Origin of the sequence: Enterobacter sp. MALB-1 (assembly GCF_041021625.1) — a bacterium.
Classification (GTDB): domain Bacteria; phylum Pseudomonadota; class Gammaproteobacteria; order Enterobacterales; family Enterobacteriaceae; genus Enterobacter; species Enterobacter oligotrophicus.
This window is the reverse complement of the sequence record NZ_JBDPJL010000001.1, coordinates 366,433-378,254: the sequence shown is the minus strand read 5'-3', so window position 1 is coordinate 378,254 and position 11,822 is coordinate 366,433. Positions and strand designations below refer to the sequence as shown.

Here is an 11,822-nt window from a genome sequence, read left to right as displayed (position 1 = left end):
ACCATTAACAACATTCCGTCACATTTTTATTATTGCTGATAAAAACTATTCTCATTATCATCGCAGTGTAGATTATTTAACCTCTCGTAAAGTAGGCGCTATGCAATTCACTCCAGACAGTGCATGGAAAATTATCGGTTTTACCCGTGAGATTAGCCCGGCCTATCGGCAGAAGCTGCTGTCACTGGGCATGCTACCCGGCTCGTCATTCCAGGTTGTACGCGTTGCACCGTTGGGCGATCCTGTTCATATCGAAACCCGACGAGTGAATCTGGTACTGCGTAAGAAAGATCTCGCATTATTAGAAGTCGAAAACGTATCCCGATAACAAGCCAGCGGTTTCAGTGGGTCTAATACAATGAAAAAATTAACTATTGGCTTAATTGGCAATCCTAATTCCGGCAAGACAACTTTATTTAACCAGTTAACTGGCGCACGCCAGCGTGTGGGAAACTGGGCAGGCGTAACGGTTGAGCGCAAAGAAGGTCAGTTCATGACAACAGACAATCAGGTTACCCTGGTTGATCTGCCCGGCACCTATTCGTTAACCACTATTTCATCTCAAACGTCCCTCGATGAGCAGATTGCCTGCCACTATATTTTGAGCGGCGATGCGGATTTATTAATTAACGTGGTCGATGCCTCCAACCTGGAGCGCAACCTTTATCTCACGCTGCAGCTGCTGGAACTGGGTATTCCCTGCATCGTGGCACTCAACATGCTCGACATTGCGGAAAAGCAAAAGCTGCGCATTGATATCGATGCCCTTTCTTCACGTCTGGGCTGTCCGGTGGTTCCGCTGGTCTCCACCCGCGCTCGCGGTATTGATGCCCTGAAGCTGGCGGTTGACCGACACGCGGGCAACACCGATGTTGAGCTGGTGCACTACGCGCAACCGCTGCTTCGCGAAGCCAACCTGCTGGCGCAGGAGATGGATAACACCATGCCTGCCCGACAGCGCCAGTGGCTCGGCCTGCAGATGCTGGAAGGTGACATCTACAGCCGCGCGTATGCAGGCGATGCGGCAGACAAACTGGACGTATCGCTGGCGCGCCTGAGCGACGAACTGAGTGACCCTGCTTTGCACATTGCGGATGCGCGTTATCAGTCTATCGCCGCGATTTGCGATGTGGCCAGCAACGCATTAACGGCTGAACCAAGCCGCTTTACCGCCGCCGTCGATAAAATCGTTCTGAACCGTTTCCTCGGCCTGCCGGTCTTCTTACTGGTGATGTACCTGATGTTCCTGCTCGCCATCAACATTGGCGGTGCGTTACAGCCTGTTTTCGATGCCGGTTCCGTCGCGATTTTCGTGCACGGTATTCAGTGGGTCGGTTATACCCTGCACTTCCCGGAATGGCTGACCATCTTCCTCGCCCAGGGGATCGGCGGCGGCATCAATACCGTTCTGCCGCTGGTGCCGCAAATCGGCATGATGTACCTGTTCCTCTCCTTCCTTGAGGACTCCGGCTACATGGCGCGCGCGGCTTTCGTCATGGATCGCCTGATGCAGGCGCTGGGCCTGCCCGGAAAATCCTTCGTGCCGCTGATTGTCGGCTTCGGCTGTAACGTTCCGTCGGTGATGGGTGCCCGCACGCTGGATGCGCCGCGTGAACGCCTGATGACCATCATGATGGCACCGTTTATGTCCTGCGGAGCACGTCTGGCGATCTTCGCGGTCTTTGCGGCGGCCTTCTTTGGTCAGCAAGGGGCGCTGGCGGTATTCTCTCTGTATGTGCTCGGTATCGTGATGGCGATCCTGACCGGCCTGATGCTGAAACATACCATCATGCGTGGTGAAGCGTCGCCGTTCGTGATGGAGCTACCGGTCTACCACGTTCCCCATCTTAAAAGCCTGGTGATCCAGACCTGGCAACGCCTGAAAGGGTTTGTGCTGCGCGCCGGTAAAGTGATTGTCGTCGTCAGTATTTTCCTGAGTGCGCTGAACAGCTTCACGCTGAGCGGCCAGGCAGCGGACAACATCAACGACTCCGCCCTTGCCTCCGTCAGCCGCGTCATTACGCCGGTCTTTAAACCGATTGGCGTGCATGAGGATAACTGGCAAGCGACTGTCGGCCTGTTCACCGGGGCGATGGCAAAAGAGGTGGTTGTCGGGACGCTGAACACACTCTACACCGCTGAGAACATTCAGGAAGAGGAGTTTAACCCGGCAGAATTTAACCTCGGTGACGAGCTGCTTGGTGCCGTAGAGGAGACCTGGCAGAGCCTGAAAGACACCTTCAGCCTGAGCGTGCTGGCAAACCCAATCGAAGCCAGCAAAGGCGACGGCGAAATGGCGACCGGCGCGATGGGCGTGATGAGCGAGAAATTTGGCAGCGCGTCAGCGGCCTACAGCTACCTGATCTTCGTGCTGCTTTACGTTCCGTGCATTTCGGTGATGGGGGCGATTGCCCGCGAGTCCAGCCGCGGCTGGATGGGCTTCTCGGTACTGTGGGGGCTGAACATCGCTTACTCGCTGGCGACGGTCTTTTATCAGACCGCCAATTTCAGCCAGCACCCGCGTTATAGCCTGGTCTGCATCCTGGCGGTGATCCTGTTCAACGTGGTTGTCATTGGCCTTCTGCGCAGAGCGCGGAGCCGCGTGGATGTCAACCTGCTGGCGACACGTAAAACCGCCGCCACCTGTTGCAGCAGCCCGGCTGGCGACTGTCACTAAAAGGTAAACACATGGCATCGTTGATTCAGGTTCGTGATTTGCTGGCATTGCAGGGAAGAATGGAGGCAAAACAGCTAAGCTACAGCCTGCATACGCCGCAACCGATGATTGATGCCATGCTGCAACGGCTGGAAGCAATGGGGAAAGCCGTGCGCATTCAGGAAGATGCGGATGGTTGTTTGTCCGGCAGTTGCAAAAGCTGCCCCGAAGGGAAAGCCTGCCTCAGAGAGTGGTGGGCGCTGCGCTAATAAAGCCGGGCCATACCGCCCGGCTTTTTGGTATTACTTATAAACCTCTGCCGTTGCATGAACGTCTTTCGTATCTTTCTGTGCACTGGTAACAACGAAATATTTACCGCCCAGCTCATCCGCTTTTTTGGACAGTTCACGTTTCGCATCCATCGGAGCCGTGGTATCAGAAGTGGTGATTGTCCCCACTTTGGTCAGATTCATCTCTTTGACCTTATCTTTATCCAGCTCTTCTGCGGCAAATGCGCCAAATGACAGTGACCCAATAACCAGAGATGTAACAATACCTGTGACAAGTTTCATAGATCAGCCTCTCCTTAGATTGTTGTTTTGATCATCGTCGGCAGCTCAACCGCAACGACCTCTGAAGTATTGTTGCGGTATGAAACTTTTTCCAGGATGGACGGGAAATAATCAGTTTACACGTTGACTTATCGCAACCAGTGCCGCGCAGAACTCAGCGGGATGGGAGATAAACGGCGCGTGCGCGGCTTTGGCAATCACCCGCGATTCACTTTCAGGCCACAGGGTGTCCAGCAGCGGCACCACTTTGCGCGGCACCAGTCCATCCAGATAGCCATAAATACGCAGATGCGGCATCGTCAGCGACGCCAGCGGCTCACGCAGGTCGACCGTCTTCAGAATGTCCAGACCACCGTTAAGTACCTTAACGTCCGGCATCGGCAGGGAGAGCACCGTCTGTTTCAGCAATCTGGCATCCTGACGGGCGGTTTCGGTTCCCATCGTCTGCAGCGCCAGGAAACGCTCAACCGTTCGCTGGAAATCTTCGCTCAGTTGCTGCTGGAACCCGGTCAACACCTCAGGCTTAATGCCCGGCCACGCTTCACGTGCGCTAAAGCACGGCGAAGAGGCCACCGTCACCAGTGCCTGCACGCGTTCGGGATGGCTCAGCGCAATCTGACTTGCCACCAGCCCGCCCAGGCTCCAGCCGAGCCAGATCGCTTTTTGCGGCGCAGCGTCCAAAACCTGCTTCGCCATCGCGTCAAGCGTCATCGCGCCAAAGCCGTGGCTACGGCCATAACCCGGCAGATCAACCAGATGTAACGTAAATTGCGAGGCGAGTTCCTCACTTACGCAACGCCATACTTCAGCGTTCAGTCCCCATCCGTGCAGCAGCACAAGATGGCAATTTCCCGTCCCTACGGTCTGCCACCACAGTGTCTTCATCAGTTACTGTTCTCTTTTTTACATGGAGGTTGCACATGCTAACAGTGCCCGGCTTGTGCTGGCTATGCCGAATGCCACTTGCGCTGAGTGCGTGGGGAGTCTGTTCCGTTTGTACACGATCGCTGGAAGGCCGAATCAACGGCTGCCCGCAATGCGGTTTACCGGCCACAAGCCAGGTGATCCCCTGCGGGCGTTGCCTGAAGAAATCCCCGCCGTGGAACGCCCTGGTGGCGGTGGACGGTTATGCTCCTCCGCTGAGCGGCCTCATCCATAAACTGAAATTTTCTCACCAGAGTACGCTGGCGCGGCCGCTCGCCCGGCTACTTGTACTGGCGGTTTTACAGGCGCGACGTACCCGCGGGTTACCGGCAGTGGACATAATTATGAATGTGCCGTTGCACCGGCGTCGTCACTGGCGACGTGGCTATAATCAGAGTGACCTGCTCTGCCGCCCGCTCGCCCGCTGGCTCAGATGCCGTTACGACGCCTCTGCGCTGAGGCGCGTGCAGGCGACAGCAATCCAGCATCAACTCAGTGCGCGGCTGCGCAAAAGGAACCTTAAAAATGCCTTTCGCCTTGAATTGCCCGTTAACGGCCTCCATATCGCGATTGTGGATGATGTCGTCACCACGGGCAGTACCGTTGCTGAACTTTCCCGACTGCTTTTGCGAAGCGGCGCTGCGTCGGTTCAGGTATGGTGTCTGTGCCGTACCTTGTAGCCCTTCTCCAATGGGCGTATTATTATACCCAGGTAATTTAGTCAACTATTAGGCCAAAGCTATGATCCGTATTTCCGATTCTGCACAAGCGCACTTTGCCAAACTGCTGGCAAATCAGGAAGAAGGGACGCAGATCCGCGTGTTTGTGATCAATCCAGGCACTCCGAATGCAGAATGTGGTGTCTCTTATTGTCCTCCGGACGCCGTGGAAGCAACTGACACTGCCCTTAAATTTGACCAGCTCACCGCCTACGTTGATGAGCTGAGCGCACCGTATCTTGAAGATGCGGAGATTGATTTCGTCACCGACCAGCTCGGTTCTCAGCTGACGCTGAAAGCGCCAAACGCAAAAATGCGTAAAGTGTCGGACGATGCCCCACTAATGGAACGTGTAGAGTATTTGCTGCAATCGCAGATCAACCCACAACTGGCAGGCCACGGCGGTCGTGTTTCCCTGATGGAAATCACCGAAGATGGTCTGGCGATCCTGCAGTTTGGCGGCGGCTGTAACGGGTGTTCCATGGTCGACGTGACGCTGAAAGAAGGGATCGAGAAGCAACTGCTGAACGAGTTCCCGGAACTGAAAGGCGTGCGCGATCTGACCGAACACCAGCGCGGCGAGCACTCTTACTACTAATTCAATGCCCTTCTGTTTTGCCCGGTGGCGCTGCGCTTACCGGGCCTACAAAAACAGTTCATACGCATCGTAAGCCGGGTAAGGCGAAGCCGCCACCCGGCTTTTGTTTTCCTGCCTCCCCCCCTCTATATGTTGACCTGCGTCTCATAATTCAAATTTAGCTGCCCTGGGTGATTCTCAATCACGCCATGTTACCCGTATCATTCTCATGGGCACTAAGCACCCACATAACAGCCGACTAAACTTAATCGTTTCACAGGCATCAGTATTAGTGCCGTTAACGCTCTGTTCCCTGTTGGGACAATCGGATTTTGTCGTTGAAACAATGACGTTACCCATAACAATTCAAAGGCCAGGTAAATCATGCCATTAGTCATCGTCGCTATAGGTGTTGTGTTATTACTGCTCTTGATGATCCGCTTCAAAATGAACGGATTTATCGCTTTGGTTCTGGTGGCACTTGCAGTCGGTTTGATGCAAGGGATGCCGCTGGTGAAAGTTATCAGCTCCATTAAAGCCGGGGTCGGCGGTACGCTCGGCAGCCTGGCGCTGATCATGGGCTTCGGTGCCATGCTCGGTAAAATGCTCGCGGATTGCGGTGGTGCGCAGCGTATCGCCACCACGCTTATCGCCAAATTTGGTAAGCAGCACATCCAGTGGGCAGTGGTATTAACCGGCTTTACCGTCGGTTTTGCGCTGTTCTATGAAGTGGGCTTTGTGCTGATGCTGCCGCTGGTATTCACCATTGCAGCTGCGGCAAATATTCCGCTGCTGTACGTCGGTGTGCCAATGGCGGCGGCGCTGTCCGTGACGCACGGCTTCCTGCCTCCGCATCCAGGCCCTACCGCAATCGCGACCATTTTCCACGCCGATATGGGTAAAACCCTGCTGTTCGGTACGATTCTGGCGATCCCAACCGTGATTCTGGCAGGCCCTGTTTATGCGCGTTTCCTGAAAGGTATTGATAAGCCAATCCCGGAAGGTCTGTACAGCGCGAAAACGTTCACCGAAGAAGAGATGCCGGGCTTTGGCGTCAGCGTCTGGACGTCACTGGTGCCGGTCATTCTGATGGCCATGCGTGCCGTGGCAGAGATGATCCTGCCGAAAGGCCATGCATTCCTGGCCGTTGCCGAGTTCCTGGGTGATCCGGTGATGGCAACGCTGATTGCCGTGCTGATTGCGATGTTCACTTTCGGCCTGAACCGTGGCCGTTCGATGGAAGAGATCAACGATACGTTGACCTCTTCCATCAAAATCATTGCCATGATGCTTCTGATCATCGGCGGTGGCGGTGCGTTCAAACAGGTACTGGTCGACAGCGGCGTGGACAAATACATCGCTGCCATGATGCATGAAACCAGCGTTTCTCCGCTCCTGATGGCCTGGTCCATCGCTGCGGTTCTGCGTATTGCACTGGGTTCTGCGACCGTTGCGGCCATCACCGCAGGTGGTATTGTTGCGCCGCTGATTGCAACGACGGGCGTAAGCCCGGAGCTGATGGTTATCGCGGTCGGTTCCGGTAGCGTAATTTTCTCTCACGTAAACGACCCAGGCTTCTGGCTGTTCAAGGAGTATTTCAACCTGACGATCGGTGAAACCATCAAGTCATGGTCCGCGCTGGAAACCATTATTTCGGTGTGCGGCCTAGTCGGGGTTCTGCTGTTGAATATGGTTGTCTGATGTAAAAAAGCCGGGTGGCGGAGACGCCTTACCCGGCTTACTTAAGCAATGTAGGCCCGGTAAGCGCAGCGCCACCGGGCAATAAAAAACCCGCCGATGGCGGGTTTTTTATCACGTCTTCCCGGCTGCTTTTCGCCGCTTATCCAAATCCTTAATCAGCCTGTTCACCCCGTCATCGGCAAACATCTTCTCAAGGGTTGTGGACAATTTACGACGCCAGTTCTTGTACTGATAGCTGGTGCCCGGAATGTTCACCGGCTCTGCCATATCAATCCAGTCTTCCGGCTGTAGCCCCAGCAGGGCGCTGTTGCTGTCGGCAATGTAGCGCTGCAAGCCGCGGTTGAGCGTAGGCGTCATCGACATCAGCGACGCCTTATGTCCGGCGCGTTTCGGCAGGCAGCCATGTTTATGCAGCGCATCAAGCAGACCCTGTTTCGCCAGCTCGCGATCCTGATACAGTCCACGCAGGACCTCTTCATCAGGATACAGCCCCAGCGTTTTACCGAGCGTCAGGTCGCCGCTTTCCCAGTAGCCTCTGAGCGTAGGAAGATCATGCGTCGTCGCGACTGCCATTGATTGTTCCGGATACGCTTTCGGCGCGCGGAAGGTTTTCTCATGGTCGTTCTCAAAATAGAGCACTTTGTAAGAGTACACGCCGCTGTCGCGGAGTTTACTGACAATCTCAACCGGTACAGTACCGAGATCTTCGCCGATCACCATGCACTGATGACGTTTACTTTCCAGCGCCAGGATCGAGAGCAGATCGTCAACCGGGTATTGTACATACGCCCCGTGATCGGCCGTTTCACCGTACGGTATCCACCACAGACGCAGCACAGACATCACGTGGTCGATGCGCAGCGCTCCACAGTTCTGCATATTGGCGCGCAGCAGGTCGATAAACGGCTCGTACGCGCGGGCGGCCATCACGTGCGGGTCCATTGGCGGCAGGCCCCAGTTCTGACCAAGCGGGCCAAGAATATCTGGCGGCGCACCGACGGAGGCTTTCAGGCAGTAGAGTTCACGGTCACACCAGGTTTCTGCACCACCTTCTGCGACACCCACAGCCAGATCGCGGTACAGGCCAATCGGCATTTTATACCCCTGGCTCACCTGCCAGCAGGCAGCAAACTGGCTGTAGGCCAGCCACTGCAGCCACAGGTAGAAGTCCACCTCATCAGCATATTTCTTACAGAAGGCTTTCACTTCAGGCGTATCAACGGATTGATACGCTTCCGGCCACACCGGCCAGCCCCAGCGCATTTCATCCTCTTTGACCTGATACGCATGCAGCGCGTCGAACGCCGCCTGCCAGTAAAGGCTCTCGCCCTCCTGCATGACAAACTGGCGGAAGGCCGACATCTGTTCGTCATCGCGTCTCGCGAAGCCTTTCCATGCCAGACGCAGCGCCGCCATCTTCAGCGCGGTGACGGTGGCATAGTCCACCCAGTCCGCATCGCGCGCCTGCTTCAGCGCCTGCTGCGTGGTACTGAGTTTCCACCATGCCTGCGCCTCTTTGCTGTTTTTGAAATCGTCTAACGCGTTAACGTCAATGTAAATCACGTTCAGCCAGCGGCGGGACGATGGGCTGTACGGGCTGGCGCTCTCCGGGTTAGCCGGATAGAGTGCGTGGATCGGGTTGAGTCCAATAAAGGCACCGCCACGCTCGCCGATGTCTGCCAGCATCTTTTTCAGATCGCCAAAATCACCGATGCCCCAGTTACTGTCCGAACGCAGCGTGTAGAGCTGCACGCAGGCACCCCACAGCTTTTTGCCTTCGGGCAACGCCAGTGGTTCATAGCAGCGTTTTGGCGCAACAATCACCCGGCAGTGATAACGCGCATCACCCTGGGTGAGCGTCAATGAGTGGTAGCCCTCCGGCAGCTTCGCCGGAAGATGAATTGTTTTTCCGCCAGTGGCGTGTCCCTTGTGCTGCTGCCCCTCTTCGGTAGTGAGCAGCCAGCTAAACTCGCCGCGCCCTGCCACCGCCAGCGGCATTTTTTTGCCCGCAGTAAAGACCTTCACATTGGGGACAGGAGCAACCGACGCTTTCGCGTCGGGTTTGTGCATGGCATCCAGCAAACGCCTTTTGGTGTCCGCACCAATAGACTGCGGTTTGCCGTGAGCATTAATGTAACTGAGGCTGATCCCCGCCGCCTGCGCGGCACTGTCCAGACGTTTACTCTCCATCGCGCTTCCTTAGCGTTTTGCCTGCCAGATACGGGCCTGATAATCACGGATTGAGCGGTCCGAGCTGAACATGCCACAGCGGGCGGTGTTCAGGATACACGCACGGGTCCAGGCGTCCTGGTCGCGATACAGGACATCGACCTGTTTTTGCGCGTCCACATAGGCTCTGAAATCCGCCATGACCAGATACGGATCGCCGCCCTGTTTGCCCATGCTGTGCAGCATCTGGTCAAACGCGTGCTTGTCGCCGTCGCTGTATTTGCCGCTCTCCAGCTCTTTCAGCACCGCATCAAGCACTTTGTCTTTCTTACGCCATTTCACCGGGTCGTAGCCTTTGGCTTTAATGGCTTTCACTTCCTCCACAGTATGGCCGAAGATAAAGATGTTCTCTTCGCCGACCTTCTCCGCGATTTCGACGTTTGCGCCGTCGAGCGTACCGACGGTCAGCGCGCCATTCAGCGCCAGCTTCATGTTGCCCGTGCCGGAAGCCTCTTTACCTGCCGTGGAAATTTGCTCAGAGATATCCGCCGCCGGGATCAGCATCTCAGCGGCAGAGACGCAGTAATCCGGCAGGAACACGACCTTCAGCTTGTCGCCTACTTTCGGATCGTTGTTGATCGCAGCAGCCACTTTGTTGATGGCAAGGATAATGTTTTTCGCCAGATAATAGCCCGGTGCCGCTTTCGCGCCGAACAGGAATACGCGTGGAACGCGGTCAGCCTGAGGGTTCTCGCGGATCTCTTTGTACAGCGCCAGAATGTGCAGCAGGTTCAGGTGCTGGCGTTTGTACTCATGCAGGCGTTTAATCTGGATATCGAAAATGGCATTCGGGTTGATCTCAATTCCGGTACGCACTTTCACAAACTCCGCCAGACGAACTTTGTTCTCCTGCTTGATGGCGCGGTACTGCTCGCGGAATTTCGCGTTGTCGGCCTGTTTTTCCAGGTTGATGAGCTGGTCCAGATCGTTGGCCCACTCTTTTTTCAGGGTTTTATCCAGCAGGCTGGCCAGCAGCGGGTTGCACTGCTTGATCCAGCGGCGCGGCGTGATGCCGTTGGTCACGTTGTGGAATTTGGTCGGCCACAGCTGGTGGTATTCCGGGAAGAGATCTTTCACCACCAGATCCGAGTGCAGTGCCGCCACGCCGTTCACCGCGAAGCCGCTGACTACGCACATGTTCGCCATGCGCACTTGTTTATCGTGAACCACCGCCAGCTTCGCCCAGACGGCTTTATCGCCCGGCCAGGTTTTCTCCACCAATTTTTTAAACTGGTCGTTAATCATGTTGATGATCTGCATATGGCGCGGCAGCAGGGCTTTCACCAGCTTCTCATCCCAGCACTCCAGCGCTTCCGGCATCAGAGTGTGGTTGGTGTAGGCGAAGGTGCGGCTGGTGATCGCCCACGCGTCATCCCAGCTCAACTGATGCTCGTCGATCAGCACGCGCAGCAGTTCAGGAATCGCAATGGTCGGATGCGTGTCGTTAAGCTGGATCACTTCGAAGTCCGGCAGTTGTGCCAGCTTGCGGCCCGCCAGGTGATGACGACGCAGGATATCCGCTACAGAGCATGCGCACTGGAAATACTGCTGCATCAGACGCAGTTTTTTGCCCGCCAGATGGTTGTCGTTCGGGTAGAGAACTTTGGTCAGCTTCTCGGCGTCGATACCCTGCTGCTCGGCGCGCAGGAAATCGCCGTCGTTGAATTTGGTCAGGTTGAACGGATGGGCGTGCTTCGCCTGCCACAGGCGCAGCGGCTGTGCCACGCCGTTACGGTAGCCGAGCACCGGCAGATCCCAGGCTTCGCCGGTAAAGGTGAACGCCGGCTCCCAAAGCCCCTGCTTCGTCACTTTCCCGCCAATGTTCACCTGCACATCCAGCTGCGCGTTGTGGCGGAACCACGGGTAGGTGTTGCGGTGCCAGTCGTCCGGCGCTTCCATCTGGTGCCCATCGGCAAACGACTGACGGAACAGGCCGTACTGGTAGTTCAGGCCATAGCCAATGGCCGACTGGCCGACAGTTGCCATGGAGTCCAGGAAACAGGCCGCCAGACGCCCCAGACCACCGTTACCCAGCGCCGGGTCAATCTCTTCTTCCAGCAGATCGGTAAGGTTAATGTCGTGCTCTTTCAGCACATCGCCTACCTCCTGATACCAGCCGAGGTTCAGCAGGTTGTTGCCGGTCAGACGGCCAATCAGGAATTCCATCGAGATGTAGTTTACGTGGCGCTGGCCTTTCACCGGCTTCGCCAGAGGTTGAGCATCCAGTTGCTCTGCGAGCGCCCCGCTCACCGCCTGCCACCACTGGTGAGGCGTCATTTCGTTTGCAGCACGAAGACCAAAACGCTGCCACTGACGCGTCAGGGCAGCCTGAAATTGAGCTTTGTTGAAGGTAGGCTGTGACATAGGGAATCGGCATCCTGTAGAGAGAAAAAACACATTAGCGCTAGTGTGCCTGGCTCATTCCGCCTCTTCCTCCTCCCGTG

10 protein-coding genes are annotated in these 11,822 nt (G+C 56.0%); 6 read left to right on the top strand and 4 right to left on the bottom strand.

What is annotated here, in order from left to right:
* Positions 1-100 precede the first annotated feature (100 nt).
* Genes feoA through feoC form a run of 3 tightly spaced genes read left to right on the top strand, consistent with a single transcriptional unit; the run spans position 101 to position 2,925 of the window.
* Complete coding sequence (gene feoA, locus ABGB15_RS01740) at positions 101-328, top strand: ferrous iron transporter A (protein ID WP_152082550.1); 228 nt, start codon at positions 101-103, stop codon at positions 326-328.
* 30 nt (positions 329-358) lie between these two features.
* Positions 359-2,677, top strand: a complete 2,319-nt coding sequence (feoB, locus tag ABGB15_RS01735; RefSeq protein ID WP_152082551.1) for a Fe(2+) transporter permease subunit FeoB — start codon at positions 359-361, stop codon at positions 2,675-2,677.
* A gap of 11 nt (positions 2,678-2,688) precedes the next feature.
* Positions 2,689-2,925: a [Fe-S]-dependent transcriptional repressor FeoC gene (feoC, locus tag ABGB15_RS01730; protein WP_152082552.1), complete on the top strand. Its 237-nt coding sequence runs from the start codon at positions 2,689-2,691 to the stop codon at positions 2,923-2,925.
* Between the two features lie 33 nt (positions 2,926-2,958).
* Here the strand turns inward: feoC and ABGB15_RS01725 are convergent, their stop codons facing one another.
* Together ABGB15_RS01725 and bioH are read right to left on the bottom strand one after the other, a co-directional pair.
* Positions 2,959-3,228 (bottom strand): YdgH/BhsA/McbA-like domain containing protein, encoded by a 270-nt coding sequence (locus tag ABGB15_RS01725; RefSeq protein ID WP_152082553.1) that lies wholly within the window; start codon positions 3,226-3,228, stop codon positions 2,959-2,961.
* Between the two features lie 111 nt (positions 3,229-3,339).
* On the bottom strand, positions 3,340-4,113 hold the full coding sequence (gene bioH / locus ABGB15_RS01720; protein WP_215723508.1) for a pimeloyl-ACP methyl ester esterase BioH: 774 nt from the start codon (positions 4,111-4,113) through the stop codon (positions 3,340-3,342).
* Between the two features lie 35 nt (positions 4,114-4,148).
* On the opposite strand from bioH, the gene gntX reads away from it, so the two are divergent.
* The 3 genes from gntX to gntT all read left to right on the top strand — a co-directional run bounded on the left by gntX (position 4,149) and on the right by gntT (position 7,149).
* Complete coding sequence (gene gntX / locus ABGB15_RS01715) at positions 4,149-4,832, top strand: DNA utilization protein GntX (protein WP_152082555.1); 684 nt, start codon at positions 4,149-4,151, stop codon at positions 4,830-4,832.
* 61 nt (positions 4,833-4,893) lie between these two features.
* On the top strand, positions 4,894-5,469 hold the full coding sequence (gene nfuA / locus ABGB15_RS01710) for a Fe-S biogenesis protein NfuA (protein WP_152082556.1): 576 nt from the start codon (positions 4,894-4,896) through the stop codon (positions 5,467-5,469).
* Positions 5,470-5,832: 363 nt separating this feature from the next.
* The gene (gene gntT, locus ABGB15_RS01705) at positions 5,833-7,149 is read left to right on the top strand and encodes a gluconate transporter (protein ID WP_215723509.1); all 1,317 of its coding nucleotides are present in this window, start codon (positions 5,833-5,835) and stop codon (positions 7,147-7,149) included.
* Between the two features lie 111 nt (positions 7,150-7,260).
* On the opposite strand, the gene malQ is transcribed toward gntT, so the two are convergent.
* Together malQ and malP are read right to left on the bottom strand one after the other, a co-directional pair.
* Positions 7,261-9,339 carry a 4-alpha-glucanotransferase gene (malQ, locus tag ABGB15_RS01700; RefSeq protein ID WP_215723510.1) on the bottom strand — a complete coding sequence of 693 codons (2,079 nt, stop codon included), beginning with the start codon at positions 9,337-9,339 and terminating at the stop codon, positions 7,261-7,263.
* 9 nt (positions 9,340-9,348) lie between these two features.
* Positions 9,349-11,742, bottom strand: coding sequence for a maltodextrin phosphorylase (gene malP, locus ABGB15_RS01695; protein WP_215723511.1), 2,394 nt, complete (start codon positions 11,740-11,742; stop codon positions 9,349-9,351).
* Positions 11,743-11,822: the final 80 nt, after the last annotated feature.